This window comes from Methylobacterium aquaticum (assembly GCF_016804325.1).
Lineage (GTDB): Bacteria > Pseudomonadota > Alphaproteobacteria > Rhizobiales > Beijerinckiaceae > Methylobacterium > Methylobacterium aquaticum_C.
In genome coordinates this window covers 3999413-4024665 of record NZ_CP043627.1, presented here as the reverse complement: position 1 = coordinate 4024665, position 25253 = coordinate 3999413, and the positions used below count along the sequence as shown (strand labels likewise).

Annotated in this window: 20 protein-coding genes and 4 pseudogenes; 17 read left to right on the top strand and 7 right to left on the bottom strand. The window is 70.6% G+C overall.

Annotated elements, in window-relative coordinates; genetic code table 11:
• Positions 1 to 102: 102 nt before the first annotated feature.
• Positions 103 to 879 (bottom strand): GntR family transcriptional regulator, encoded by a 777-nt coding sequence (locus F1D61_RS18265; protein ID WP_203153080.1) that lies wholly within the window; start codon positions 877 to 879, stop codon positions 103 to 105.
• A gap of 198 nt (positions 880 to 1077) precedes the next feature.
• On the opposite strand from F1D61_RS18265, the pseudogene F1D61_RS18260 reads away from it, so the two are divergent.
• From F1D61_RS18260 to F1D61_RS18240, 5 genes and pseudogenes are all read left to right on the top strand, one after another.
• Positions 1078 to 1998: pseudogene (locus tag F1D61_RS18260) on the top strand (ABC transporter substrate-binding protein); the annotation flags it as partial.
• A gap of 131 nt (positions 1999 to 2129) precedes the next feature.
• A complete protein-coding gene (locus F1D61_RS18255; protein ID WP_203153078.1) occupies positions 2130 to 3230 on the top strand; it encodes an ABC transporter ATP-binding protein in 1101 nt (366 codons plus the stop codon).
• Complete coding sequence (locus tag F1D61_RS18250) at positions 3227 to 4111, top strand: ABC transporter permease (RefSeq protein ID WP_203153077.1); 885 nt, start codon at positions 3227 to 3229, stop codon at positions 4109 to 4111. Before F1D61_RS18255 ends, F1D61_RS18250 begins: the two co-directional genes overlap by 4 nt.
• Positions 4108 to 4908 carry an ABC transporter permease gene (locus F1D61_RS18245; RefSeq protein ID WP_203153076.1) on the top strand — a complete coding sequence of 267 codons (801 nt, stop codon included), beginning with the start codon at positions 4108 to 4110 and terminating at the stop codon, positions 4906 to 4908. The genes F1D61_RS18250 and F1D61_RS18245 overlap by 4 nt, the downstream gene beginning before the upstream one ends.
• Before the next feature lie 10 nt (positions 4909 to 4918).
• Positions 4919 to 5824 carry a polysaccharide deacetylase family protein gene (locus tag F1D61_RS18240; RefSeq protein ID WP_203153075.1) on the top strand — a complete coding sequence of 302 codons (906 nt, stop codon included), beginning with the start codon at positions 4919 to 4921 and terminating at the stop codon, positions 5822 to 5824.
• Between the two features lie 84 nt (positions 5825 to 5908).
• Here the strand turns inward: F1D61_RS18240 and F1D61_RS18235 are convergent, their stop codons facing one another.
• The 5 genes from F1D61_RS18235 to F1D61_RS18215 all read right to left on the bottom strand — a co-directional run bounded on the left by F1D61_RS18235 (position 5909) and on the right by F1D61_RS18215 (position 11196).
• Positions 5909 to 7450 (bottom strand): amidohydrolase family protein, encoded by a 1542-nt coding sequence (locus F1D61_RS18235; protein WP_203153074.1) that lies wholly within the window; start codon positions 7448 to 7450, stop codon positions 5909 to 5911.
• Between the two features lie 15 nt (positions 7451 to 7465).
• On the bottom strand, positions 7466 to 8296 hold the full coding sequence (locus tag F1D61_RS18230) for a carbon-nitrogen hydrolase family protein (protein WP_203153073.1): 831 nt from the start codon (positions 8294 to 8296) through the stop codon (positions 7466 to 7468).
• Positions 8293 to 9090 carry an ABC transporter ATP-binding protein gene (locus F1D61_RS18225; protein ID WP_203153072.1) on the bottom strand — a complete coding sequence of 266 codons (798 nt, stop codon included), beginning with the start codon at positions 9088 to 9090 and terminating at the stop codon, positions 8293 to 8295. Before F1D61_RS18225 ends, F1D61_RS18230 begins: the two co-directional genes overlap by 4 nt.
• Positions 9087 to 9950 (bottom strand): ABC transporter permease, encoded by an 864-nt coding sequence (locus F1D61_RS18220; RefSeq protein ID WP_203159137.1) that lies wholly within the window; start codon positions 9948 to 9950, stop codon positions 9087 to 9089. The genes F1D61_RS18225 and F1D61_RS18220 overlap by 4 nt, the downstream gene beginning before the upstream one ends.
• 193 nt (positions 9951 to 10143) lie before the next feature.
• Positions 10144 to 11196 (bottom strand): ABC transporter substrate-binding protein, encoded by a 1053-nt coding sequence (locus F1D61_RS18215; protein ID WP_203153071.1) that lies wholly within the window; start codon positions 11194 to 11196, stop codon positions 10144 to 10146.
• A gap of 552 nt (positions 11197 to 11748) precedes the next feature.
• Between F1D61_RS18215 and F1D61_RS18210 the strand changes: the two genes are divergently transcribed.
• From F1D61_RS18210 to F1D61_RS18180, 7 genes and pseudogenes are all read left to right on the top strand, one after another.
• On the top strand, positions 11749 to 12903 hold the full coding sequence (locus F1D61_RS18210) for a transporter substrate-binding domain-containing protein (protein ID WP_203153070.1): 1155 nt from the start codon (positions 11749 to 11751) through the stop codon (positions 12901 to 12903).
• On the top strand, positions 12900 to 13526 hold the full coding sequence (locus F1D61_RS18205; RefSeq protein ID WP_203153069.1) for an ANTAR domain-containing response regulator: 627 nt from the start codon (positions 12900 to 12902) through the stop codon (positions 13524 to 13526). The genes F1D61_RS18210 and F1D61_RS18205 overlap by 4 nt, the downstream gene beginning before the upstream one ends.
• A 172-nt stretch (positions 13527 to 13698) precedes the next feature.
• Entirely contained in the window at positions 13699 to 14544 is an 846-nt protein-coding gene (locus tag F1D61_RS18200) for a nitrilase family protein (protein ID WP_203153068.1), read from the top strand.
• Between the two features lie 54 nt (positions 14545 to 14598).
• Positions 14599 to 15753 (top strand): substrate-binding protein, encoded by a 1155-nt coding sequence (locus F1D61_RS18195; protein WP_203153067.1) that lies wholly within the window; start codon positions 14599 to 14601, stop codon positions 15751 to 15753.
• A 266-nt stretch (positions 15754 to 16019) separates the two neighbouring features.
• Positions 16020 to 16851, top strand: a pseudogene (locus tag F1D61_RS18190) (branched-chain amino acid ABC transporter permease).
• Positions 16844 to 18648, top strand: a pseudogene (locus F1D61_RS18185) (ABC transporter permease subunit). Before F1D61_RS18190 ends, F1D61_RS18185 begins: the two co-directional pseudogenes overlap by 8 nt.
• The gene (locus F1D61_RS18180; RefSeq protein ID WP_203153066.1) at positions 18641 to 19405 is read left to right on the top strand and encodes an ABC transporter ATP-binding protein; all 765 of its coding nucleotides are present in this window, start codon (positions 18641 to 18643) and stop codon (positions 19403 to 19405) included. The pseudogene F1D61_RS18185 and the gene F1D61_RS18180 overlap by 8 nt, the downstream one beginning before the upstream one ends.
• A gap of 438 nt (positions 19406 to 19843) precedes the next feature.
• Here F1D61_RS18180 and F1D61_RS18175 read toward each other — a convergent pair whose 3' ends face one another.
• Positions 19844 to 20011 (bottom strand): hypothetical protein, encoded by a 168-nt coding sequence (locus F1D61_RS18175; protein WP_203159382.1) that lies wholly within the window; start codon positions 20009 to 20011, stop codon positions 19844 to 19846.
• Here F1D61_RS18175 and F1D61_RS18170 point away from each other — a divergent pair.
• The 5 genes and pseudogenes from F1D61_RS18170 (at position 20010) to F1D61_RS18150 (ending at position 24981) form a co-directional block, all read left to right on the top strand.
• Positions 20010 to 20822, top strand: a complete 813-nt coding sequence (locus F1D61_RS18170) for an ABC transporter ATP-binding protein (RefSeq protein WP_246775397.1) — start codon at positions 20010 to 20012, stop codon at positions 20820 to 20822. The two genes, F1D61_RS18175 and F1D61_RS18170, sit on opposite strands and share 2 nt — an antisense overlap.
• A complete protein-coding gene (locus F1D61_RS18165) occupies positions 20819 to 21712 on the top strand; it encodes a branched-chain amino acid ABC transporter permease (RefSeq protein ID WP_203153064.1) in 894 nt (297 codons plus the stop codon). The genes F1D61_RS18170 and F1D61_RS18165 overlap by 4 nt, the downstream gene beginning before the upstream one ends.
• 10 nt (positions 21713 to 21722) lie before the next feature.
• Positions 21723 to 22757 (top strand): branched-chain amino acid ABC transporter permease, encoded by a 1035-nt coding sequence (locus F1D61_RS18160; RefSeq protein ID WP_203159136.1) that lies wholly within the window; start codon positions 21723 to 21725, stop codon positions 22755 to 22757.
• 36 nt (positions 22758 to 22793) lie between these two features.
• Positions 22794 to 24155 carry an ABC transporter substrate-binding protein gene (locus F1D61_RS18155; protein ID WP_203153063.1) on the top strand — a complete coding sequence of 454 codons (1362 nt, stop codon included), beginning with the start codon at positions 22794 to 22796 and terminating at the stop codon, positions 24153 to 24155.
• Between the two features lie 50 nt (positions 24156 to 24205).
• Positions 24206 to 24981: pseudogene (locus tag F1D61_RS18150) on the top strand (ABC transporter ATP-binding protein).
• Positions 24982 to 25253 lie beyond the last annotated feature (272 nt).

The following is a 25253-nucleotide window of genomic DNA, read 5'->3' as shown; positions in this document are numbered from 1 at the left end:
CGTGGCCGCTCGACCGACGCGACTCCGAGTGACTGGAACTCTTGTCCCGATCGCCAACGGAGGCGGGTGCACCGGTCCAACCGACCGAGACGCGTGACGCGGTCAAGCCGCACCGTGGGCCGGCGCCTCCGGCTCTGTCCTGGTCCGCCAAGCTGCGAGCGCATCGACCAGTACCTCCTCGAGAGGAGGGGCAACCGTTTCGCAGACTCGCGGGCGCAGCCGCGTCTCGACCAGGGACAGGTGGGTCGTCATCGCTCGCACCGCCCCCGCCCGCGAGCGCCCGCTGAGCGCCCGGAACACCGCCCGGTGCTCGGCGCACTGGCAGGCCACCGAGCTGTCCGGCTCGAAGAACGCCACCAGCATCATCGTGCGGGCGACCAGTTCCTGCAGCTGGCGCCGGATCAGCGCGTTGCCGGTGAGATCGGCCAGGATGGAGTGGAATTCCGCCGACAGGCGGATCGAGGTGAAGCGGTCGCCCGCCGCCATCGCGGCCTCCTCGGCGGCGATATGGGCGGCGAGCCGCGCCGCGCCGGCGTCGTCGAGCGCCGTCGCGAGATGCCCGACGATGCCGCCCTCCAGGATGCGCCGCGCCTCGTAGACACTGCGCGCCTCCTCCAGGTCGGGGGCGATGGCGAAGGCGCCGCGGTTCTTCTCGACGGTGATCAGCCGCTCGTGCCCGAGCCGGTGCAGCACCTTGCGCACGCGCTCGCGGCTCACCCCGAAGATCTCGGCCAGGAAGTGCTCGCCGAGCTTCGTCCCGGCAGGAACCCGCCCATCGAGCAGCGCCCGCGCCAGCACCGCGTGGACCGCCGCCTCGTCCATCCCGGCCTGCGCCGCCTCGCCGTCCGACGGAACGGCACGCACCGCCTTCCGGTCCATCAGGTCCCTCTCCGCTTGCACCCTCCCGGCCCGGGATAAAGCGGGACGCGCCGTCCCCCAAGCCCCTTCGCACGATTCCCCGTTCGCACGGTCCGCCGCCCTGAGATTGTGCACAATTGCGATGAGTTTGTGCTTCATATCCGGGAGAGCCAGACCTACTCATAAGCATCGTCCGCCCCGTCCGGAGGGTCTCCCGCCATGCCGTCCTTCACTCCCGATCGTCGTTCGGTGCTGCGCGGGGCGGCCACGCTCGGCGCCCTGGTGGCGGCGCCCGGCATCCTGCGGGCGCAGACCCGCGAGCTCGTCGTCGGCGGGGCCGCCGGCCACAAGGCCTGGGTCGAGGAGATCGTCGTCCCGGCCTTCGAGAAGAAGCACGGCGCCAAGGTGATCTTCGAGGGCACGCGCTCGCTGGTGAACCTCGAGAAGATGCAGAAGAACCGCGACCGGCCCTACATCTCGGTGGTCCAGATGGACGATCCCGTGATGATCCTGGCGGTCAAGGAAGGATTGCTCGATCCCCTGACGCCGGCGAAGGTGCCGAACCTCGCCGCCCTCGTCCCCGGCACCGTCCATATGGACGGGATGTGGGCGAACTACCTCCAGCCCTGGCTCGGCATCGCCTACAACACCGAGACGATGCGCCAGGCCCCGACCTCCTGGGCCGACCCCTACGATCCGAAGTACAAGGGCAGGGTGATCCTTCCCTCGCTGCAGAACACGGAAGGATTGGCCAACCTCTTCGTCGCGGCGGCGCTGGCGACCGGCCGGACGCTCGATGCCGCGCAACGGGAGGTCGAGCCGGGCTTCCGCAGGCTCGCGACGCTCAAGCCGAACCTGCTGACGGTCTACACGCAGCAGCCCCAGGCCTATAACCTGCTGGAGCAGGGCGAGGCCTGGATGATCTCGTCCGCGATGTCGTCCTATGCCCTCGAGCGCAAGGCCGCCGGCGCCCCGATCGACCTTGCGGCGCCGAGAGAGGGCGTGCTCGCGATGCCGTCGGGCGTCGCCGTGGTGAAGGGCTGCCCCCAAGCCGATCTCGCCTTCGCCTATGTCGACATGCTGCTCGGGGCCGAGTTGCAGCAGCGCCTCGTCGGCCCGACCTTCTCGCTGCCGACGAACCGCGCGGTGCCGCGCCCGGCGGGCCTGCCCGCGGATCTCGTGGTGCACCAGATCGACTGGGCCACCGTCGCCCGCGAGCGCGACGGCTGGATCAAGCGCTGGGACCGCGAGATGGGGATCTGAGGCCCGCCATGTCGGAATCCCCCTCGTCCGATCCCGGCTTCCTGGCGATCACCGGGGCCGAGAAGAGCTACGGCGCCAGCGCGGTGCTCGGCGGCGTGGACCTGGCCGTGGCACGCGGCGAGTTCGTCTCGCTGCTCGGCCCCTCCGGCTGCGGGAAGACGACCCTGCTGCGCATCGTCGCCGGCCTCGTGTCTCCCGATCGCGGCCGGGTCGCGCTCGACGGGCGCGACATCACCCGTACCCCGCCGCATCGGCGCGACATCGGGGTGGTGTTCCAGAACTACGCCCTGTTCCCCCACCTCACGGTCGCCGAGAACGTCGCCTTCGGGCTCAAGGCCAAGGGGCATCCCCGGGCCGGGATCGGCGCCACCGTCTCGCGCTTCCTCGACCTGGTCCAGATGGCGCCCTTCGCCGACCGCCGCGCGCAGGCGCTGTCGGGCGGGCAGCAGCAGCGGGTGGCGGTGGCGCGCGCGCTCGCCGTCCGGCCGAAGCTCCTGCTTCTCGACGAGCCGTTCTCGGCCCTCGACCGCAAGCTCAGGGAGGCGATGCAGATCGACCTCAAGCGCCTCCTGCGGGAACTCGGCATCACCGCCCTGTTCGTCACCCACGATCAGGACGAGGCGCTCACCATGTCCGACCGGATCGCGGTGATGAACCTCGGCGCGATCGAGCAGCTCGCCGACCCGGTGACGCTCTACCGCCGGCCCGCCACCGCCTGCGCGCTCGGCTTCGTCGGCCTGTCGACCCGGATTCCCGGCCTCGTGCGGGAGGAGGGGGCCGGGATGCTGCGGGTCGAGACGCCGCTCGGGACGGTGCGGGCACCCGGCCGCTTCCTGCCCGGGAGCCCCGTGCTCCTCGGCGTGCGGCCGGAGCGGATCCGGATCGGTGGCGAAGGACCGAACACGATCGAGGCTGCGCTCGTCGAGGTCGCCTTCCAGGGCGCCCGCGCCCACCTGTTCTTCGCCGGCCCGGACGGGAACAGGACCCTGCTGGCGGAGGCCCCCGAGATCCCGGCCGGCGCCGCGCCCGGCGCGCGGCTGCGCCTGTCCTGGGCGATCGAGGATACGCTGGTCTTCCCCGCCGAGCCGGCCCTGCGGGAGGCGGCATGAGCGTCCCGGCCACCCTCGCCGCCGCTCCCGTCCCGGCCCGCCGGCTGCGGCTTCGCCTCGACCCGGTGGCGCTCATGGCGCTGCCGGCCTTCGCCTATCTTGCCGCTTCCTATGGCTGGCCGCTGCTCGTCCTCTTGGGGCGCAGCCTCTCGGGGCCCGACGGGATCGGCCTCGCGCCCTTCGCGCAGTTCCTGTCCGATCCGTTCAGCTGGCGGGTCATCGGCAATACGGTGCGCAGCGCGCTCCTCGTCACCCTGGTCTGCCTGCTCCTCGGCTATCCGGCGGCGATCGCCCTGGCGCGGGCCCGCGGCGCGGTGCAAGCGCTGCTGCTGCTCTCGGTCATCCTGCCGCTCTCGGTCGGGGTGGTGGTCAAGGCCTATGCCTGGCAGATCGTGCTGCGCCGCGACGGGGTGGTGTCGCAGGTCCTCGTCGGGCTCGGGATCTGGGACGCGCCGCAGCGGCTGCTGTTCACCGAGACCGGCCTCGTCCTGGGCGCCGCCAACGTCTTCCTGCCGTTCATGATCCTGCCGATCTACGCGGTGATCCGCCTGATCGATCCGCGCCTCGCGGAGGCCGCCGCGACCCTCGGGGCGTCGCCCGTGCGGCGCTTCCTGTGCGTGACCCTGCCGCTGACCCTGCCGGGGATCGTCTCGGGGATCGCCTTCGTGTTCTCGCTCGCGGTGTCGATGTACGTCGTGCCGAGCCTCGTCATCGGCGACCGCTACCAGACCCTCGCGACGCTGACCGGCCGCGCCTTCCTCTTCATGCGCGACGAGCGGCTCGGCTCGACCACGGCCGTCATCCTGCTCGCGGTTGCGGTCGCCGTCGTGGTCGGCTCGACGGCGCTCGCCCGCCGCCTCGGCGGGGGAGGACAAACATGACCGCGACCGAACGCCTGTCGCTCGCCCTGGTCTGGGCCGTCGCGGGGATTTCGGCCGCCTTCCTGATGGCGCCGCTCGTCGTCACGGTGGCGGTCTCGTTCGGGTCGAGCGCAGTGTTCACCCTGCCGCCGCCCGCCTGGTCGACGCGGTGGTACGAGCGGCTGTGGGCCTCCCGAGACATCTGGCCGGCTCTCGCGACTTCGCTGCGGGTCGCCGGCCTCGCCACCGCGCTCGCCCTCGTCCTCGGCACGCTCTGCGCCATTGCGGTGGTGCGCGGTCGCTTTCCCGGGCGCGAGGCCCTGGTCACCTTCCTGATCTCGCCCCTGATGTTGCCGGGCCTCGTCGTCGGCATCGCGATGCTGCAGGGGTTTCGCACGATGGGCCTGCGCGACGTGGCGTTAAGCCTGCTCGTCGCCCACGGGGTGATCACGCTGCCCTACGTCGTGCGCAACGTGGTGGCGGCGCTCTCGCTGTTCGACTTCACCCTGATCGACGCCGCCCGGACGCTCGGCCTGTCCTATCCGGCCGCCATCCTGCGCGTGCTGGTGCCGGGCCTCGCGCCGGCCTTCCTGACCTCGGGCCTGTTCGCGTTCCTCGCCTCGATGGACAACTACCCGATCTCGATCTTCTTCACCGATGCCTGGACCAAGACCCTGCCGATCCAGATGCTCCAGCTCGTCGAGGAGCGGCCCGACCCGACGGTCGCGGCGGTCTCGACGCTCCTGATCCTGCTCGCCGTCGCGGTGCTGATCGTCGGGGACCGCCTCGTCGGCCTGCGCCGGCTGGCCGAAGTGTGACACCAGAACGATGTTCGATCCGAAGGTCCACGATCGCGATTTCCGGGGCTATGGCGGCCATCCGCCCAAAGTCGCCTGGCCGGGCGGCGCCCGGGTCGCCGTCTCGGTCGTCGTCAACGTCGAGGAGGGGGCGGAACTCTCCCTCGGCATGGGCGACGAGCGCAACGAATCCGTCTACGAGGTGGTGGAGGAGGTCGTCGGATCCCGCGACCTCTGCATGGAGTCGCATTTCGAGTACGGCCCCCGCGCCGGCTGGCCGCGCATCCGGGCCCTGCTGTCGGCCTACGGCGTCCCTGCCACCCTCAACGCCAACGGGCGCGCCGTCGCGCTGTCGCCGTGGCTGGCGCAGGAGGCCGTCGCCGACGGGCACGAGGTCGCGGCCCATGGCTGGCGCTGGGAGCGCCATGCCGGGATGGGCGAGGCACAGGAGCGGACGGCCATCGCGCAGGCCGTCGCGGCGATCCGCGACGCGACCGGTCGCGCCCCGGTCGGCTGGCACACCCGCTCGGCGACCTCGGTCAACACCCGCCGGCTGCTCCTGGAGCAGGGCGGCTTCCTGTACGACTCGAACGCCTACAACGACGACCTGCCCTATCTCGTGCCGGGCCGCGAGGGTCGCCCGCACGTCGTGCTGCCCTACGCCTTCGACACCAACGACATGCGCTTCCAGCGCGGCGGCGGCTTCGTGTTCGGCGACGACTTCGCCCGCTACTGCATCGACGCCTTCGATCGCCTCTACGCCGAGGGCGGCGACGCACCCAGGATGCTGTCGGTGGGCCTGCACCTGCGCATCATCGGCCGGCCCGGCCGGATCGGCGGCCTCGAGCGCTTCCTCGCCCATGTGGCCGCCCGCGAGGGGACGTGGTTTGCCCGCCGCGACGCCATCGCGGAGCACTGGCTGCGGGAATTGGCCTGAGCGGCGCGAGGATCGAGCAGGCGCCAGGCCCCTGCCCATCTCGCGGTTCCGGCAGGCCGGCGCCTGCGGCGTGGGAGGATGCCCTTAGCGCATCGACGAGCCGGCGTAGAACGGGTTGCCCGGTGCCGCCGGCAGGTAATCGGCATAGAACGCCTTCACGTGCGGGAAGACCGCCCGGCCGAGTTCGCGCCGTGCCACCTCCTCGGGCGAGCGCGGGCGTCCGAGCACGTCGGCGATCTCGGCCAGGACGGCATCCCGGTCGATCCTGGTGAAGCGGCCATCCGCATAGACCAGATCGCCGTCGATATAGACCGCGTCGACGCACTCGGTCTTGGCGCGCTGGACCAGGGCGTCGAGCACCGGGATGTCGGGATCCTGGAACGGGTAGGTGGCGCGCTTCCAGTCGATCAGCGACGCATCGAAGTAGCGGCCGGGATCGAGGCGGCCGATCTCGGCCCCGAAGGCGGTGGTCATGGCGCCCGATTCGGTCGCCATCTTCACCACCTGCGACGGGGTCGGCACGTCGTCGTCGTCCATCCCGGGCACCCGGTGGACCCGGAGCGCCAGCCGCAATTCCTGGAGCATGTCGCGGTCGTCGTTGATGCCCGCCTCGTCGAGCCCCATCCCGACCGTGATGCCCTTCTTCTCCCAGGCGTTCAGCGGGGCGAGCCCCGAGCGCAGCCGGAAGTTCGACGAGCAATTGTGGCAGATGCAGGTGCCGGTCTGCGCGACGAGGTCGATGTCCTCCTCGTTGAGCCAGACGCCGTGGCCGAGCGTCATGTGCGGCCCGAGCACGCCGAGGTCGTGGAGGTGGCGGAGCGCGGTCTTGCCGGTGCGGCGGCGGGCATATTCCTTCTGGTAGGCGGTCTCCAGCAGATGCATGTGCATCGGCACGCCGGCGGCGCGGGATTTGTCGTGGAGCGCCACCAGCCCCTCGTCGGTGCACCAGTGGAGATTGGCCGGCGCCAGCTGGATCCGGGTCAGGCGATGGCCCTCGTTCTCCTCTCGGAGCTGGTCGAACAGGCGCAGGAAGTCGGCAAACGGCATCGCCTGCGCCTTGAGGTGGGCGGCGAGCTCTGCCCCGAGATCGGCCGGCAGGCGGGCGCAGAACGCCTCGTCCGCCTCGTAGACGAGCCGGTTCTGCTCGCGGACGGCGTAGCAGTAGGAGGCGCGCATCCCGAGGCTGCGGTAGCCGTTCAGGGTCTTGGTCGCGGAGGCGTGGATGGCATCAAAGCCGCCGGCCATCCAGCCCTGGATGTGCTGGACCGTGGTGATGCCCGACGCCACCATCTCGAAGGCGGAGTAGAGCGTGTCGAGGGTGAGGTCGAGGCGCCGGGCCGGCAGGCGGCTCGCGAACCACAATTCCAGGGCGTAGTCGGGCGAGCCGAGCTGGAGCGGGGTGAGCCCGACATGGTGGTGGCTGTTGACGAAGCCCGGCAGCATGACGTGGCCGGGATAGCGGCGCAGCTCGGCTTGCGGCGCCGTCCGCTGCATCTCCTCGACCGGGCCGACCGCCACGATCACGCCGTCGCGCGAGAGCACGGCGCCGTTCTCGACGATGACCGGCGTGTTGCGGTCCTTGATGCCGGTGACGACCCAGCCGGCCTGGACGATGAGCTCTGCCATGGGTTTGGTGTTCCGTTACGCTTCGGGAAGGGAAAGCCGGACGGTATCCGGCAGGGAACCGAGGACGGGGCCGATGACCGGGCCCGGCGCGTCGGGCCGCCACGCCGCGAGGAGGCGGCCGTCCGGCCCGACCACCAGGCTGTCGCCGTCGTGCCGCACCGGCCGGCCGAGGCCGTGCTCGGTGCCGTGGCGCGCGGCCGCCACCGCCGCGACGCCGCAGCGCCGGGCGTAGCCGGCGAGTTCGGCGGCAAAGAAGCCGGGCGGATCCTGCGGCGCCGGCCCGGCGACCAGCACCGCGACGAGGTCGGCTCCGGCCGCCGCCGCGTCCCAGGCCTCCGGGAAGCGCCGGTCGTAGCAGACGAGGGCCGCGACCCGGAGGGAGCGACCACCCGGGAACCCGACCCGCACGGCCCGCGCCGCCGCGGGACCGGCGCGGAAATGGTCGGCCTCGCCGAACTCGTCGCCGGGCGACGGCGGCGGAAGCCGATGCTTGGCCGCGATCCGGACGATGCTGCCGTCCGGTCGGGCGAGGAGCGCCGCATTGAGGGGCAGCGCCCCGCCGGGCTCGCAGAGGGCCAGGCCGAACACCAGGGCGAGCCCATGGCGGCACGCGAGCGCCCCCATGCGGCGGGCGGTCGGTCCGTCCTCCGCCTCGGCGAGGTGGCGCCAGCGCGCCGGATCCTCGCCCGCCACGTAGGGCAGCAGCGTCAGTTCCGGCAGGACGGCGAGGTCGGCGCCCACGGCGGCGGCCTCGCAGACCCCCGCCTCGACCTCCCGCCACGGGGCGCCCGGATCGTCCCCGGCCGGGCCGACCGGGATCGCGGCGACGCGCATGAAGGGTGTCATCGCGACGCGGCGGCCTCCTGCTCGGCGAAGGCGCGGTCGACCTCGGCGCCGAGGAGCTCCGTGAACAGGTCGCGATAGGCGTGGTAGCGCGGGTCGCGCGACGGCCGCGGCCGCGGCAGGTCGATCGGCACGATCGTCTTCACGCGCCCGGGACGGGCTGTGAACACCACCACCCGGTCGGCAAGCGAGATCGCCTCGTCGATGGAATGGGTGACGAGGAGGACCGAGGCGCCGCTGTCGCGCCAGATCTGCAGCAGGAAATCCTGCATGCGCGAGCGGGTCTGGACGTCGAGGGCCGCGAAGGGCTCGTCCATCATCAGCACCTTCGGCCGCATGGCGAGCGCCCGGGCGCAGGCCGCGCGCTGGCGCATGCCGCCGGACAATTCGTCCGGCTTCTTGTCGAGCATGTCGCCGAGCCCGACCCGGCGCAGCATCTCGACCGCCATCTCGCGCCGCTTGAGCGGCGGCACGTGCTGGACGGCCAGCCCGAAGGCGACGTTGTCGGCGATGGTGAGCCAGGGAAACAGCGAAGCGTCCTGGAAGATCAGACCGCGCTCGGCGCTCGGGCCCGTGACGGGCTCGCCGTCCGCCAGGATCTCGCCGCCGCTGACATCCTCCAGTCCGGCGATCATGTAGAGCAGCGTGGACTTGCCGCAGCCGGAGGGCCCGAGCAGCACCACGAACTCGCCCGGGGCCACCTCGAAATCGAGATCGGCCAGCGCCTGGACCGGGGCGCGGCCCTCCGGCATCCAGCGCTTCGAGACATCGCGGATCGTGACGGCGGGGCGGGTCATCGGGCGCCTCCCGGGCCGACCCACCACAGCATCTTCCGCTGCACCTGGCGCAGGGCGAAATCGGACAGGAAGCCGAGCACGCCGACGATCGCCATGGTGAAGAAGACGAGCTTGGCGTTGAAGGTCGAGCGCGCCATCGAGGTGATCTGCCCGAGCCCGGTCCCGACCCCGACCGTCTCGGCGATCAGCACCACCATCCAGGCGGCGAAGAGGTTGAGCCGCAGCGTCATGAACAGGCTCGGCAGGATCGCCGGCAACACCACCCGCCAGAAGGTCTGCCGCCCGGTGGCGCCCATGATGCGGGCGACGTGGATGTAGGTCTTGGGCACGCTCTCGATCTGCGCGCCGGTCGAGAGGACGATGGTGAAGAACAGCGTGATGAAGACGAGGAAGATCGCCGGCTTGTCGCCGATACCGAAGACGAAGATGGCGACCGGCAGCCACGCCACCGGGGAGATCGGCGCGAGCAACAGCACCGTCGGCAGAAGCAGGTTGCGCAAGGCTCGCACGTAATGGACCAGCGCCCCGACCAGCACGCCGCAGACGAAGCCCAGGCCAAGGCCGACGAAGACCCGCATCGTCGTCCAGCCCATGGTGACCAGCAAAGCCGCGACACCGCCGCCGCCGCCGACGCTGCCGATCCGGTTGGAGCGGTCGAAGTAGCGCAGGGTGCCTGGGATGTCGGCCAGGAACAGGTGGGGTGGGGGCAGCAGCAGCGGGTTGACGAGGTCGAGGGCCCACAAGCCCTCCCACAGGCCGGCGAACAGGCCGAGGGAGACGAGGCCCCAGAACAGGCTGGCGAGGCGCCGGCGCCAGGCGGGCGAGAGCCCGGGCAGCGTGGCGCGCACCGGCGCCGGCATCGGTCCGATCCGTGCGTGTGTGGTCACGAGGCGAGTGTCCGTACGGGAGGAGGGGCGGCCGGGCGCGGGCCCGGCCGGATGCAAGGCGTCAGGAGGTCCGGCGGATCGCTTCGCGATGCGGAAATCGGCGTCGCTCAGGCCCCGGGCAGGCTTGTGATACGAAGCCCCGGAAGGAATCCTCCGGACCTTCGGGTCAGGCGGCCTTCAGCTTCAGGCCGGCGTAGAGACCCTTGTTCTCGGCGATCACCGCTTCGAGCAGGCTCCAGTCGAAAGCGCCCTCGTCCGGGGCCTTCTTGACGTAGCCGAGTTCCTGCATCGAGGTGCCGCGCGCGATGATGAACTTCGTCTGGTCGCGCTGGTCGACCACGATCGGCTGCTTGGCGGAGGCGTCGATCGCCGCCTCCATGCTGGTCTTGTAGTATTTGCCGACCGTGTCCTTCAGGGCGGCGGTCTTGTCCGCCTCGGCCTGGGACTGGGCCACGAACAGCGCCTTGATCACCGCCTTCACGGCGCCCGGGTTGCTCTTGATGAGCGGGGCGCGGACCGCGAGCACGCAATCCGAGTAGCCCTTGCCGTAGACGTCGGTGCCGTTCGAGAGCACCTTCGCTCCTTTCCGGCCCATGACGCATTGCGAGGCATAAGGCTCGATGTGGCAGATCGCATCGAGGGCGCCGGCCATGAACGCCTGGGCCAGCTCCGGCGAGGTGTCGAGGTATTTCACGTCGACATCGCGAAAGCTCATCCCGGCCTTCTTCAGGTAGTCGTAAGGCAGCACCTCGAGGGTGTCGGCCTGGAAGGTGCCGAAGGTCTTGCCCTTGAGGTCGGCCGCCGAATTGATGCCCTCGCGGGCCACGATGATGCAGCCCTCGACGCCGCCGCCCGCGACGATCCGCACCGGCGCGCCGGCATCGTACAGGGTCATGAAGTTCGAGTACGGGATCATCGACATGTCGACGAGCCCGGCCCCGAACATCGTGGTGATCTCGGTGTTCGAGGGCGTCACCACGAAGTCGAGATCGACGCCGTCCGCCTTGGTCAGCCCCCGCTCCTTGGCGAGGAACATGCCCATGTTGCAGAAGCCGGAGCCATGCGTGGCCTTCAGCGTCGTGCCCGCCGCGGCGGGGCTCGGCGCCAGCAGGGCCGCGAGATGCGTCGGCAGGGCGATCGCCGCCGCGGCGCCGGCACCCCGGCCGAGGAAGCCTCGCCGGGAGAGGTTACGGTAGAACGACCCGTCACGATCGCACATGGCTCACGTCCCGTCTCAAAGACGTGGACATCCGGTGAACGGCACTCTCACCGCGGACTCGGCGAGACCGCACGACCATGCGCGCATGGCCGGGCGGACCCTCAGCGGATACCCGACGATGGGCACGCCAACCCGACAAGAGCCGTGATGGCTCTGCGCTGCAAAACAACGCTAGCAAGCCATGTGCCAGCTGCGCATGAGACCGATGTCGCCGGGGAAATGCCTCGGCGCCAGGATGACGAGGACGGGCCAGTCACCGACCGGCCCACGCAAGAAAGGCTCTCCAGTCGGCACGGCACGCGCGGGACGAGTGACCGCCGCGCCGGCTCGTGAGCGTTCGCAATCCCGGCCGACGGGCCGGCGCCAGCGTCGCTTCCCAGCCGCCCCCTCGGTCGGCCAAGCAGATTTCGCCGAAGTAGTGACCGGTTCGGCGCGAAGAATCTGCGATGAGACAAGAACCTGAGCGGGCGAAGCGTTGGCCTGCCAGCGCAAGTCTGCTTAGGACGGTTCGCCGGCAGGATCGAGCGGTGGCAGGCAGCGGCGGGTTGGCGGATGGCGGGTACGGGCAATGCGCCATGGCGGGTCGGGGTGCTGTTCTCGCGCAGCGGCGTGAGCGGCATCACCGAGACCGAGCACTTCCTCGGGACCGCCTTGGCGATCGAGGAGATCAACCAGGCCGGCGGCGTGCTCGGACGCGCGATCGAGCCCGTCTGCTACGATCCGGCCGGCGACATGGATGCCTATCGCGGCCTCGCCCGGCGGATGCTCGCCGAGGACGGCGTCGAGGTCGTGTTCGGCTGCTCGCTCTCGGCCAGCCGCAAGGCCGTACTCTCCACCATGGAACGCCATAACGGCCTGCTCTGGTACCCTTCGATCTACGAGGGGTTCGAATATTCCGAGAACGTCATCTATACCGGTGCGACGCTCAACCAGAGTGTCTTTGCCCTCGCGGATTTTATGTTACAGGAATACGGTTCGCGGGTCTTCATGGTCGGATCGGACTACATCTATCCCCGCGAATCGAACCGGGTCATGCGCGACCTGATCGAGACCAAGGGCGGCACGATCCTGGGCGAGATCTACGCCCCCCTCGACGCCGACGAGGAGGCCCATGGCCGGATGGTCGCCGAGATCCGCCGCGCCGCGCCGGATGCCGTGTTCTCCACCGTGGTCGGCCGGGGCGCGGAGCGGCTCTACCGCGCCTATGCGGCGGCCGGGATCGACCGCGCGCGCTGCCCGATCGCGAGCCTGACCCTGGCGGAGGGCCAGATCCGGGCGATCGGCCCCGATTCCTGCACCGGGCACGTCTTGGCCTCGTCGTATTTCGGCAGTCTCGATGGCGACGAGAACCGCCGCTTCGTCGCCGCCTTCCGGGCCCGGTTCGGGCCGGAGCGGCCGACCAGCATGTGGTCGGAGACGGCCTATGCGCAGGTCCATCTCTTCGCCCGGGCCTTGGCCGAGGCCGGCACGCTCGACGCCGAGCGCCTGAGTGCCGCGGCCCTGCGCCAGCTCTACCTGGCGCCGGAGGGCGAGATCGCCTTCGACGGGGAGACCCGGCATGTGTGGCTCACGCCGGGGATCGGCGTTGCCCGGGCCGACGGCCAGTTCGACGTGGCCTGGCGCGCCCGCCGGCCGGTGCGGCCCGATCCCTACCTCGCCTGGTCGCGCTTCGAACTGAACGCCCTCGAGGAGGGGCTCGCGGCATGAGCGCGCCGGCCCGCAAGATCCTCGACGAGCTGCGGCGCGCCCGGGTGCTGGTCGTCCATCCGCGCGACGAGGAGGGCGCCTCCCTGATCGATCAGCTTCGCCGCCTCGGCTGCGAGGTCTCGCAGGCCTGGCCGCCCCCGGCGGCGCTGCCGCCGGAGACCGACACGCTGTTCGTCCTGCTCGACGATGCCGACGTCCGCCCCCTGCTGCCCGCCATCGAGGAGGCCGGGCCGACGGTCGTCGCCATCGTGGGCTACGAGAGCCCGACCTCGCTGAAGGCCATCGTCGACGTCAACGCCCACGGCGTCCTGGCCAAGCCCCTGCGGGCGCGCGGGGTGCTGACCCAGTTCGCGCTTGCCCGCTACCGGCGCGGCTACGAGGGCCGGCTGACGAGCAAGATCACCCGGCTCGAGGAGACCATGAAGGGGCGCCGCAGCGTCGAGAAGGCGGTGCGGCTGCTCGTCGACCTCAACCGGATCGACGAGGACGCCGCCTACCGTCTGCTGCGCGACCGCGCCACGGCAGCACGCGTACCGATGGCGAGCGTCGCCGAGAGCGTGGTGGCGGCGCACGAGGCGATGAGCGGGCTCGGCCTGCGCATCGCGTTGGCGGAGAAGACCTGATCCGGGCAGGACCTGCCCGCTTTCTGGCCTTGCGACCGTTTCTTCCTCGAGTATCGTAGCGCGACGGGCAAGGTTGCCCAGCAGCGTCGTGCTGCATCACATCCCGGCTTCGAAGCCTCTGGTCTGCGGATAGATTTCCGCGTCCAGGGGCTTTTTGCGTTTTGGAGCGCTCATGGTCCAAGCGAACGATCCCGCTCGCCCACCCCTCAGGGTCTCGTGCATCCAGTTCGAGCCGGAATTCGGCGCGGTCGCGGCCAATATCGCCCGCGCCTCCGACCTCGTCCGCGCCGCCGCCCGCGAGGGCAGCCGGCTCGTCGTGCTGCCGGAACTCGCCAGCACCGGCTACGTGTTCGAGACGCCCGAGGAGGCCGCTTCGCTCGCCGAGCCGGTGCCGGACGGCCCCACGACCCGGGCCTGGACCGCGCTTGCCGCGGAGCTCGGGATCCACATCGTGGCGGGGATCGCCGAGCGGGGAGGGGACGGGCTCTACAATTCCGCCCTGATCACCGGGCCGGACGGGTTCATCGGGACCTACCGCAAGGCGCATCTCTGGCACCGGGAGAACGTGTTCTTCCGCAAGGGCGATCTCGGCTTCCCGGTCTTCGCGACCGCTCTGGGGACGATCGGCATCGCGATCTGCTACGACGGCTGGTTCCCCGAGACCTTCCGGCAGCTGGCGCTCGCCGGCGCCGAGATCGTCTGCATCCCGACCAACTGGGTGCCGATGCCGAACCAGCCCGCGGGCGAGGCGGCGATGGCCAACACCCTGCACCGCGCCGCCGCGCATTCGAACGGGATCTTCATCGCCTGCGCCGACCGGGTCGGCGTCGAGCGCGGACAGCCCTTCGAGGGCCAGAGCCTGATCATCGGCCCGAAGGGCTGGACACTGGCCGGTCCGGCGAGCCGCGAGGCGCCCGAGACCGTCTCGGCGGTGATCGACCTGGCCGAGGCCGGCCACAAGGATCTCAACGAGTTCAACTCCGTCCTCGGCGACCGCCGCACCGACCTCTACGCCTGACGGCGCCGGACGAGCCCCGTTCCTCAACCCCTCTTCCCGAAGGAGCCCGCACCCATGTCGACCCGTCACCTCGCCGGCGCGCTCGCCGCGCTCGTCCTCACCGCCTCGCCGGTCCTGGCGACGGACAAGCCCATCGTCATCGGCGTCCCGGTCGGCCTGTCGGGGGCCAACAGCGTGGTCGCGCCCTCCGTCGTGCAGGCGGCGGAACTGGCGGTCGAGGAGATCAACGTCGCCGGCGGCGTGCTCGGCCGCAAGCTCGCCCTCGAGGTCGCGGACGACGCATCGGGCGCGGCCGGCGCCCAGAAGGCGTTCGATTCGCTGATCTACCAGAAGAAGGTCGACGTCATCATCGCGATGGAGACGAGCGCGGCCCGCAATGCCGGCCTGCCCGCCGTCACCAAGGGCCGCGTGCCCTACATCTACACCTCGTTCTACGAGGGCCGCTCCTGCAACAAGAACCTGTTCGTCAACGGCTGGGTGCCCGAGCAGCAGGTGCCGCCGGTGATCGACGCCTTCAAGGACAAGGGCGCCAAGACCTATTTCCTCGTCGGCAGCGACTACGCCTTCGGCCGCGGCATGCTGGCCTTCACGCGCAGCTACATCGAGAAGACGGGCGGCAAGGTCGTCGGGGAGGAATACCTGCCGATGGACGGCAGCGACTGGACCGCGATCATCTCCAAGCTGAAGGAGGCGAAGCCCGACGCGCTCGTCACCTCGACGGCCGGCGGCGCCCCGAACGTCACGCTGACGAAGCAGCTGCGCGGCGCAGGCGTGGCCCTGCCCTATGCCAACCTCGCGGTCGACGAGGGCACGGCGAAGAGCATGGGGAAGGACGCGGACGGCATCTACCTCTCGGCCTCCTACGTCACCGGCATCGACAGCCCGCAGAACAAGGCGTTCCTGGCCGCGATGGAGAAGAAGTTCGGGTCTACCCTCCGCACGCCCAACGACCTCTCGGTACCGGAATACGAGGCGATCTACCTCTACAAGGCGGCGGTCGAGAAGGCCGGCAGCACCGAGACCGCCAAGGTGCTGGCGGCACTGCCGACCGTGACCGCCACCGGCCCGCGCGGCACGATCGGCATGAGCAAGCAGCACCATGCGCCGCTCACGATGTATCTCGGCCAGGTCCAGGGCGACGGCTCGGTCAAGGTCGTCGGGACCTTCAAGGATGTCGATCCGGGCGAGCAATGCCCGAAGCTGGATTGATCCGGCACAGACGCCGACATCTCTTTACGTCATCTCTCCACGTCATCCTGGGGCTCGACGAAGTCGAGAACCCGGGATCCATAACCGCTAACGGTGCAGGACGAGGCGGAACGCGGTTCGACCTCCTCTGAAACCTCGGCGTTTATGGATCCCGGGTTCCGCTACGCGGCCCCGGGATGACGCGGAGAGCGTGGAATACGGTCGGCCCATTCACGCCGGCACCGATGTCCGGCCGATCGCCGGCCTCCCTCCACCCGGATGGCACGATGCTCCTCCTCCTCGACATCCTGACGACCGCCGCGATCCTGTTCGTGGTGGCGATCGGGCTCCTCGCGGTCTTCGGCGTCTTGAAGATCATCAACTTCGCCCACGGGGCCTGGCTCACGATCGGCGCCTATTGCGCCGTCGTGACGGCGAAGCTCGGGCTCGCCCCCTGGGCCGCGTTGCCGATCGCCTTCGTGGTCGGTGCCGCGCTCGGGGGCCTTGCCGAATATTGCATCATCCGCCCGCTCTACCGCCGGCCCCTCGATGCGATCCTGGCGACCTGGGGCCTCGGCATCGTCGTCGGGCAGCTCATCACCCTCGGCTTCGGGCGCGACGTGCAGCTCACCCCAACCTCGTGTCCGGCACCGTCGACGTCCTCGGCACCGGCTATTCCGCCTACCGCCTCGTCGCGCTCCTCGCCGCGCTCGTCATCGGGGGGCCTTCGCCCTGGTGATCGAGCGCACGCGCCTGGGGCTCTCGGCCCGTGCGGTGATCATGAACGAGACCCTGGCGCGCAGCCTCGGGCTCGACACCGCCCGGGTGCGTCTCGTGGTCTTCATGATCGGCGCCGGCCTCGCGGCGCTCGCCGGCGTGCTTCTCACGCCGCTCACCAGCGTCGATCCGACCATGGGCGTCGGCTGGCTCATCGGTGCCTTCATGCTGGTGATGGTCGCCGACACGTCGTTCCTGGCGCTCGCGGCGGCCTGCCTCGTCTTCGGGGCGGCGCAGGTGCTGGTGAGCACCTTCGTCAGCCCGGTCCTCGGCAGCATCGCGGTCGCCGTGCTGGCCGCCCTCGTGCTGCGCATCAGCCCGAAAGGATTCTCGCGTGCCTGAGACCGTTCCGGCCGACAGCCGCACCGCCGCGGGGGCCGGCGGCCGCCCCCGCCTCGGGCGGGCGGCCCCGCTCGTCGTCGCCCTCCTCGCCGCCGGGACGCTCTGGGTCGCGCCGCTCCTCCTCGACACCTTCGCGGTCAACGTGCTGACCCGCTCGATGATCTACGCGGTGCTCGCCGTCACGGTCGACCTGCTGTGGGGCTTTGCCGGCATCCTGACCTTCGGGCAGGCCGCCTTCTTCGGCGTCGGCGCCTACGCCACCGCCATGCTGCTCTCCGCGCAGGGCGGGGCGCCGCACTGGATGGCGGCGGCCGTCGCGCTCGCGGTTCTCGCCCCGCTCCTCCTCGGCCTCGCGGTCGGCTGGCTGTCCTTCTATCACCGCTCGACGCCGCTCTACGCCTCGGTCATCTCCCTCGTCGTGCCGATCGTGGTGACGCAAGCCATCTATTCCGGGGCTGAGCGGACCGGCTCCAGCAGCGGCCTCGTCGGCTTCGACGTGCTGCCGCTCGAGATCGAGGGCTTCTTCCGTCTCGCGGCCCTCCTCCTCGTCTCCGTCACGCTGGCGGCCTGGATCCTGGTGCGCTCGGATGCCGGGCGGATGCTCGTGGCCCTGCGGGACAACGAGGCGCGCTGCGCCTATCTCGGCCTCAATCCGCGGCGCCTCCAGATCGGCCTCACGGCGGTCCTGGCCGGGGTCGCGGGCCTCGCCGGCTTCGTCTTCGCCAACGCCTCGGGCGTGGTGGCGCCGGAGAATGCCGGCTTCCTGTTCGGCACCGAGTTGGTGATCTGGGTGGCGCTCGGCGGCCGCGGCACGCTGATCGGGCCGGTCCTCGGCACGGTCGCGATCGACTACCTCGCGGCGAACCTGTCGGGCGAGCTGCCGTTCCTCTGGCAGCTTCTCCTCGGGACGGCCTTCGTCGCCATCATCATCCTGCTGCCGGGCGGCCTCGCCGAGGTGGCGCGGCGCGCCGTCTCGGCCCTGCCGCTCGGTCGGCGCCCGGTGGCGGCGCCGCGCCTGGCGGCCCGTCCCGCACGGCCGGCCCCGCGGACCGGCGCGCCGATTCTCGCCGTCCAGGGCCTCGCCAAATCCTACGGCAGCCTGACCGTCCTGGAGAGCATCGACCTCACCATCCGGGCGGGCGAGCTCGTCAGCCTCGTCGGGCCGAACGGCGCCGGCAAGACGACGCTGATGCGCTGCCTGAGCGACGGCACCGAGCCGTTCCGGGGGTAATCGCGATCGCCGGCACCGCGACCACCGGCCTGACGCCGAACCGCATCGTGGCCCTGGGCGTCGGACGCAAGTTCCAGGTCGCCAGCGTGTTCGAGAGCCTGTCGGTGGCGGAATGCCTGCGGCTCGCCCGCGCCGCCCACGCGGCCCCGAGCCCGTTGCGGCGGGCCGACACCCTCGCCCTGCCGCAGCCGGTGCTCGACATCCTGCGGATGACCGGGCTCGACGCTCACCTCGCCGAGCCCGCCCGCCTGCTCTCGCACGGCCAGAAACAGGCGCTCGAACTCGCCATGGTGATGGCGCTGGAACCGCGGATCATCCTCCTCGACGAGCCCACCGCCGGCCTGACCAAGGCCGAGCGCACCACGATCGGCACCGTGCTCAAGGGGCTGGCCACCGATCTCGGCATCGCCGTGGTGCTGGTCGAGCACGACCTCGACTTCGTGCGCGAGATCTCCTCGCGCATCGTCGTGCTGCACCAGGGCCGGCTGGTGCTCGACGGCACGGTCGCGGAGGTCGTCGGCTCCGCGCTGGTGCGGACCATCTATGCCGGAGGCGCGCATGCCTGAGACCAGACCCGTGACAGGTGGGCAAGGGGCCGTTGGGCGAGGGGCGGTCGGGGACGGGGCGGGCGGCCTCGTCGTCGAGGACGTGACGAGCGGCTACGGCGCCGTCTCGATCGTGAAGGGCGTGTCGCTCCGGGTGCGGCCGGGCGAGATCGTCGCGCTCCTCGGCAAGAACGGCATGGGCAAGACGACGCTGCTCAAGACCATCCTGGGACTGGTGTCCCTGCGGGCGGGGTCGATCGCGCTCGACGGGCGTGCCGTTGCAGGTCTGTCGCCGGCCAGGCTCGTGGCCCTCGGAATCGGCTACGCGCCCCAGGAGCAGCCCCTGTTCCAGGACCTGTCGATCCGCGACAACCTGCGCCTCGCGCTGGCCTCCGACAGGCTCCTGCCCGAGGCGCTCGACCGGGTGTTCGGCCATTTCCCGTTCCTCGAGGGCCGGCTGTCCCAGCGCGCCGGGACCTTGTCGGGGGGCGAGCAGAAGATGCTGATCCTCGCCCGCGCCCTGATGCTGCGGCCGCGCCTGCTCCTCATCGACGAGATCTCCGAGGGATTGCAGCCCTCGGTCGTCGACCGCATCGCCGCCGCGCTGACGGCCGAGCGGGCGGCGAGCGGCACCGCGATGCTGATCGTCGAGCAGAATCTCGACTTCGCCCTGAAGGTTGCCGACCGCTGGGCCGCGCTCAAGCTCGGCGAGATCGACGACGAGGGGGGCGTCGGCGGCAACGCGCGGGAACGGATCCTGAGCCACCTCAGCGTCTGAGGCGCTGCAAAACGGAGCATCCCGCGCCATTCCTCGCCGAGGTCGAAGCAGGCGTCGCTCCGCTGCTCGGCCCGGCCCGGATCACCCGATCCTCACCTTGCGACCGCCCACGGTGCACCGCCTGGGGCGGTCGCCTCATTTGATCCGCCGCGCGGGCCACGACCTCTCCCCGCCGGCCGCCCGTGGCACCGCGCCGTCCCGGACGGGACAGCAGGGACCGGATCGCGGATCGGACGCCCTCCGCGAGGACATCCCGCAAACCGGACCTCAGACCGAAGGCAGCGCCTGTCGGGATCGGACCATGGCGACCCGCCGCGATGCAGGAGACGGATCCTTCCTCTCGGCCAGGCTCCTGGGGGAAACTTGCGCAATAACTCGGCGAAAATTAGCGTTATGTTCTTTTGACAGATCTTTGAATCGATCGTTAAATGGTCATGATCAGCCGAATTCGATTATCTTGGCGCGCCGAGATTTGAGCGATCCCTGCATGCGCAACTTCATTTTCGTTCGGGAAGCCGACGGAGCGATGATTTCATCCGCCTCACTGCCCTCGTCCAGGGTGCCCTCGTCGGTCGGGCGGGGGGTACCGCCGCCCGACACGGCCATGACGCGACGATCCACGCAGCCGGTCGGCCCCGGCATCCTGGCCGTCGAGGGCCTCACGCTGGCCTTCGGCGGCACGACCGCCTTGGAGGCCGTCGACCTTACGGTCGCAGCCGGCGAGATCCACGCGGTGATTGGCCCGAACGGTGCCGGCAAGTCCTCCCTGATCAATGCGATCAGCGGTCTCCACGCTCCGCAATCCGGCCGCGTGCGGATCGGCGAGACCACCTTCTTCTCCGTCCCGGCCGGGCGTCTCGCCGCGCTCGGGGTCGCACGCACTTTCCAGAATCTCGCCCTGTTCGATGGTCTGAGCGTCTTCGACAACGTTCTGTCCGGGCTCGCCGGCGCGCAGAGGGCAGGCCTGGCCGCCCAGATGCTCGGGCTGCCGCAGGCCCGGCGCGAGGAGCAGGCGCACCGGGCGCGGGCGGCGGAGGTGATCGCCCGTCTCGACATCGCCGAGGTGGCCGACAGGCCGGTCGCGACCCTGCCGTTCGGGGTGCAGAAGCGCGTCGAGCTCGCCCGGGCCCTCGTCGCGCGGCCGCGCCTCCTGCTGCTCGACGAGCCCATGGCCGGCATGACCGCCACCGAGAAGGTGCAGATGAGCCGGTTCATCCTGGAGGCACGGGAGAGCCTCGGCACCTCCGTCGTGCTGATCGAGCACGACATCGGCGTCGTCATGCGCCTCTCGGATCGCGTGACCGTGCTCGATCACGGGCGGCGGATCGCCCAAGGCACCCCGGCGGAGGTCCAGGCCGACCCGGCGGTCGCCGCAGCCTATCTCGGCCTCGACGACCGCGAGGGAGAGGCCGCATGAGCCCCGACCTCGCCTTCTTCATCGAAGTCATCGTCGGCGGTCTGCTGTCGGGCGTGATGTATGCCCTCGTGGCGATCGGCTTCGTGCTGATCTACAAGACGTCGGGCGTGCTCAACTTCGCCCAGGGGGCGATGGTCCTGTTCGCGGCGCTGACCTTCGTCAGCCTGATCGAGCGCGGTCTGCCCTTCCCGGCAGCGTTCGCGGCGACGCTCGCCGTGATGGCGGTGGTCGGCCTCGCCGTCGAGCGGGCGGTACTGCGCCCGCTCGTGAACCAACCGCCGATCACCCTGTTCATGGCGACCCTCGGGGTCGCCTACGTCATCGAGGGCGCCGCCCAGCTCGTCTGGGGCACGCAGGTGCACGCGCTCGATCTCGGCATCGACGATACGCCGCTCGATCTCGGCGGCGTCCTGGTGAGCCGGTTCGACCTCGCCGCCGCCGCCATCGCCGGCGGTCTGGTGACGGCACTCGCCCTGTTCTTCCGCAACACCCGCACCGGCCTCGCCTTCCGGGCGGTGGCCGACGACCCGCTGGCGGCGCTCAGCATCGGGCTTCGCCTGCCGCGGATCTGGTCGGCCGTGTGGATCGCCTCCGGCCTCGTCGCCCTGGTCGCGGGACTGCTCTGGGGCGCGCGGCTCGGGGTGCAGTTCTCGCTGTCCCTCGTCGTGCTCAAGGCGCTTCCGGTTCTCGTGCTCGGCGGGTTCGATTCGATCGTCGGCGCCATCGTGGCGGCGTTGATCGTCGGCGCCGCCGAGAAGCTGGCAGAGGTCTATCTCGGTCCCTTCGTCGGCGGCGGGATCGAGGGCTGGATCGCCTACGTGGCGGCGCTCGCCCTCCTGCTCGTCCGCCCGGCCGGCCTGTTCGGCCAGCGCAGCGTCGAGAGGGCGTGAGCCGATGACCATGCCGGCGCACCCCGCAACCTCCCCACGCCCGTCCGGGCCTGTGGGGATCGTACTTCTCCTCGCCGTCGCCTACGGGCTCGTGCCCCTCGTCGCCGGCGACTACCTGCTCGAGGCGATCCTCACGCCGTTCCTGGCGCTGGCCCTCGCGGGCCTCGGGCTGAACCTGCTCGTCGGCTATGCCGGCCTGCTGTCCCTCGGCTCGGCGGCCTTCATGGCCGTCGGGGCCTACGCGGCCTTCAACCTGTCCCTGCGAATCCCCGGCCTGCCCTTGCCGGCCGCGATCCTCGGAGCAGGATTCGTGGCGGCGGCCGCCGGGCTCGTCGCCGGGCTACCCGCCCTGCGGCTGCGGGGGTTCTACCTCGCGGCCTCGACGCTCGCTGCGCAATTCTTCGTCGCCTGGGCGCTGAACCGCATCGGCTGGCTGTCGAACGACAGTCCGTCCGGCGTGATCAACGCCCCGCGCCTCGTGGTGGCGGGAACGTCCTTCGAGGATGCCCGCGGCCGCTACATCGTCTCGCTCGTCGTCGTCTCGCTCCTGACCGTCGCCGCCTGGCGCCTGGTGCGCTCCCCGACCGGGCGCAACCTCGTGGCGATCCGCGATCAGGAGACGGCCGCGCGGATCGTGGGCGTGAAGGTGGCGCGCACCAAGCTCCTCGCCTTCGCGCTATCCTCCTTCATCGTCGGCATCGCCGGGGTGCTCTGGGCCTTCGCGTATCTGCGCACCGTGGAGCCGGCGGGCTTCAACCTCGATCGGTCGTTCCAGATCCTGTTCATCGTCATCATCGGTGGGCTCGGCACCCTGCGCGGCGCCTTTCTGGGCGCCGGCTTCATCGTCGTGCTGCCGCTGGTCCTCTCGCAGCTCGGCGGCGCCTTCCTCGGCGACGGCGTCGATACCGGCACGCTGGAGATGGTCCAGCGCATCGTGCTCGGCGCGCTCATCGTCGCGGTGCTGATTCGCGAACCGGCCGGCCTCTGCGCGCTTCTCGACCGCCTTCCCGACCGTCTCGGACGTCGCCCGCGCGTCCCGGCCTGACCCCGATCCCCCATCTCCATCCCCGAAGGAGCCGTCATGTCACACACGACCCCGATCCGCGCCCTGCTGGCGGGGGCCGCCCTCCTCACCCTCGGCGCAGGCGCCTCTGCCGACGAGCAGTACTTCCCGCTGCAGAGCTACCGCGTCGGGCCCTATGCGGCCGGGGGAACCGGATTCTTCGGCGGGTTCATCGACTACCTGAACCTCGTCAACGGCCGCGACGGCGGCGTGAACGGCGTCAAGCTGACCTGGAGCGAGGGCGAGACCCAGTACGAGGTCGAGCGGGGCGTCGAAGTCTACGAGCGGCTGAAGTCGCGCCCCGGCATCGCCGCCTGGAACCCGCTCTCGGTCGGCATCGCCTACGCGATGATCGACCGCGTCACCGCCGACAAGGTGCCGCTGATCACGATCAACCACGGGCGCACCGATTCCACCGACGGCCGGATCTTTCCCTACGTCTTCCCCCTGCTCTTGAATCCCTACAGCGAGACCTCCGGCATCGTCGAATACCTGGCCAGCCGCGAGGGCGGGCTCGACAAGCTGAAGGGCAAGACCGTCGCGGTGCTCTACCATGGATCGCCCTACGGCAAGGAGACGATCCCGATCTACGCTCTGCTCGCCAAGCGCTACGGCTTCAAGGTCGAGCAGATCGAAGTGCCGCATCCCGGCAACGAGCAGCAATCCCAGTGGCTCACCATCCGCCGCCTCAGGCCGGACTACGTGGTGCTGCGCGGCTGGGGCGTCATGAACCCCGTCGCCCTCAAGACGGCACAGAAGACCGGCTTTTCCGCCGACCGGATCGTCGGCAACGTCTGGTCGAACTCGGAGGAGGACGTGATCCCCGCCGGCGATGCCGCCAAGGGCTACGTCGCCATCACCACCCAGGCTTCCGGCGCGCAGTATCCCGTCATTCAGGAGATCGTCCGCGCCGTCTACGACAAGGGCGCGGGCAATCTCGCGGACAGGAAGCGAATCGGCAGCGTCTACCACAACCTCGGCGTCCTCAACGGCATCCTGAACGTCGAGGCCGTGCGGATCGCGCAGGAGAGGTTCGGCCATCGCACCCTGACCGGGGACGAGGTTCGCTGGGGCTTCGAGCACCTTCGACTGGACGAGGCGCGGGTCGCCGCTCTGGGTGCCAAGGGCCTGTTCCACTCGATCAACGTCACCTGCGCCAACCACGAGGGCGAGGGCCGCGTCACGTTCCAGCAATGGGACGGCGCGAAGTGGACCGTCGTCTCCGACTGGATCAAGCCCGACTGGGCCACCCTGCGACCGATCATCGAGGCCTCCTCGGCGGCCTACGCCAAGGAGCGCGGCCTGACCCCGCGCGATTGCGCGGCCGAGGAGCAGGCGGACGCCCGGTCCGGCCAACGTGCCGCGGCGGAGGCCAAGTGAGCCGTTCGCCAGTGAGTGGTTCGCGAGTGACCGCCTCGCCGGACCGGGACCTGCTCCGCGTCGAAGCCCTGGGGGCGATCTATGGCGGCGGTGTTCGCGCCCTGTCCCGGATCGACCTGACGGTGCGCGAAGGGGAAATCGTCGCCCTTGCCGGGTCCAACGGCGCCGGCAAGACCACGCTGCTGAGGGCCATCGCGAATCTCCTGCCCGCCTCCGGCGGGCGGATCACCGACGGCCGCGTGATCTATGCCGGACGGGACGTGGCGCGCACCCGCACGGATGCGCTCGTACGCGGCGGCCTCATCAGCGTCCTGGAGGGGCGACACTGCTTCCGCAGCCTCAGCATCGAGGAGAACCTGATCGCGGGCGGGCTCGGCCGCGGCTCGGGACGGTCCGCGCTGCGCACGGATCTCGATCGAGTCTACGCCGTGTTCCCGCGCCTCGCCCAGAAACGCGCGTTGCCCGCGGGCCTGGTGTCCGGCGGCGAGCAGCAGATGACGGCAATCGGCCGGGCGCTGATGGGGCGCCCCGGCTCCTCGTCCTCGACGAGCCGTCGATGGGTCTCGCCCCGAAGGTGACCGACGAGATCTACGCCATCCTCGTCGGTCTCAACCGCACCGAGGGCCTGACGCTTCTGGTCGCCGAGCAGAACGTCGCCCTCGCCCTCAGGCACGCCCATGGCTGCGTGGTGCTGGAGACGGGCCGATCGGTCCTGCACGGTCCCGCCCGGGAGCTGCGCGCCCGGGACGATATCCGGCGGGTCTATCTCGGATTGTGCCCGGCGCAGCCGAGGGCGCACGGGCCGCTTGTCCCGGCGGAGGCCTAGAGCGCGACGGCGGCCGTGATCCAAGGCTTGGTCGCCGACGTTGGCATGATGGTGCATTGAACCGCTCCGGGTTTTTCGGAGGCCGTTCGCTTCGTCATGGCTCCATCCTCTCAGAAGTTGGAGCCTCCGGGAAATCCGGGGCGATTCGGTTCGCCGCTTCTCCGTATCCTCGGAGAGCGCCCGACGGGGACCGGGCCGACGGCCGGCCCGCCGCCGGATCAGCCCGGATTCGCGATCGCGTCGTCTCAATGACCGGCGAGATCGTCGCAAAA

What these genes read in the sequence shown, in the direction of transcription:
- F1D61_RS18265 (WP_203153080.1), bottom strand. Translation starts at nt 879, where the DNA reads ATGGACCGGAAGGCGGTGCGTGCCGTTCCGTCGGACGGCGAGGCGGCG.
- F1D61_RS18255 (WP_203153078.1), top strand. Translation starts at nt 2,130, where the DNA reads ATGTCGGAATCCCCCTCGTCCGATCCCGGCTTCCTGGCGATCACCGGG.
- F1D61_RS18250 (WP_203153077.1), top strand. Translation starts at nt 3,227, where the DNA reads ATGAGCGTCCCGGCCACCCTCGCCGCCGCTCCCGTCCCGGCCCGCCGG.
- F1D61_RS18245 (WP_203153076.1), top strand. Translation starts at nt 4,108, where the DNA reads ATGACCGCGACCGAACGCCTGTCGCTCGCCCTGGTCTGGGCCGTCGCG.
- F1D61_RS18240 (WP_203153075.1), top strand. Translation starts at nt 4,919, where the DNA reads ATGTTCGATCCGAAGGTCCACGATCGCGATTTCCGGGGCTATGGCGGC.
- F1D61_RS18235 (WP_203153074.1), bottom strand. Translation starts at nt 7,450, where the DNA reads ATGGCAGAGCTCATCGTCCAGGCCGGCTGGGTCGTCACCGGCATCAAG.
- F1D61_RS18230 (WP_203153073.1), bottom strand. Translation starts at nt 8,296, where the DNA reads ATGACACCCTTCATGCGCGTCGCCGCGATCCCGGTCGGCCCGGCCGGG.
- F1D61_RS18225 (WP_203153072.1), bottom strand. Translation starts at nt 9,090, where the DNA reads ATGACCCGCCCCGCCGTCACGATCCGCGATGTCTCGAAGCGCTGGATG.
- F1D61_RS18220 (WP_203159137.1), bottom strand. Translation starts at nt 9,950, where the DNA reads ATGCCGGCGCCGGTGCGCGCCACGCTGCCCGGGCTCTCGCCCGCCTGG.
- F1D61_RS18215 (WP_203153071.1), bottom strand. Translation starts at nt 11,196, where the DNA reads ATGTGCGATCGTGACGGGTCGTTCTACCGTAACCTCTCCCGGCGAGGC.
- F1D61_RS18210 (WP_203153070.1), top strand. Translation starts at nt 11,749, where the DNA reads ATGGCGGGTACGGGCAATGCGCCATGGCGGGTCGGGGTGCTGTTCTCG.
- F1D61_RS18205 (WP_203153069.1), top strand. Translation starts at nt 12,900, where the DNA reads ATGAGCGCGCCGGCCCGCAAGATCCTCGACGAGCTGCGGCGCGCCCGG.
- F1D61_RS18200 (WP_203153068.1), top strand. Translation starts at nt 13,699, where the DNA reads ATGGTCCAAGCGAACGATCCCGCTCGCCCACCCCTCAGGGTCTCGTGC.
- F1D61_RS18195 (WP_203153067.1), top strand. Translation starts at nt 14,599, where the DNA reads ATGTCGACCCGTCACCTCGCCGGCGCGCTCGCCGCGCTCGTCCTCACC.
- F1D61_RS18180 (WP_203153066.1), top strand. Translation starts at nt 18,641, where the DNA reads ATGCCTGAGACCAGACCCGTGACAGGTGGGCAAGGGGCCGTTGGGCGA.
- F1D61_RS18170 (WP_246775397.1), top strand. Translation starts at nt 20,010, where the DNA reads ATGACGCGACGATCCACGCAGCCGGTCGGCCCCGGCATCCTGGCCGTC.
- F1D61_RS18175 (WP_203159382.1), bottom strand. Translation starts at nt 20,011, where the DNA reads ATGGCCGTGTCGGGCGGCGGTACCCCCCGCCCGACCGACGAGGGCACC.
- F1D61_RS18165 (WP_203153064.1), top strand. Translation starts at nt 20,819, where the DNA reads ATGAGCCCCGACCTCGCCTTCTTCATCGAAGTCATCGTCGGCGGTCTG.
- F1D61_RS18160 (WP_203159136.1), top strand. Translation starts at nt 21,723, where the DNA reads ATGCCGGCGCACCCCGCAACCTCCCCACGCCCGTCCGGGCCTGTGGGG.
- F1D61_RS18155 (WP_203153063.1), top strand. Translation starts at nt 22,794, where the DNA reads ATGTCACACACGACCCCGATCCGCGCCCTGCTGGCGGGGGCCGCCCTC.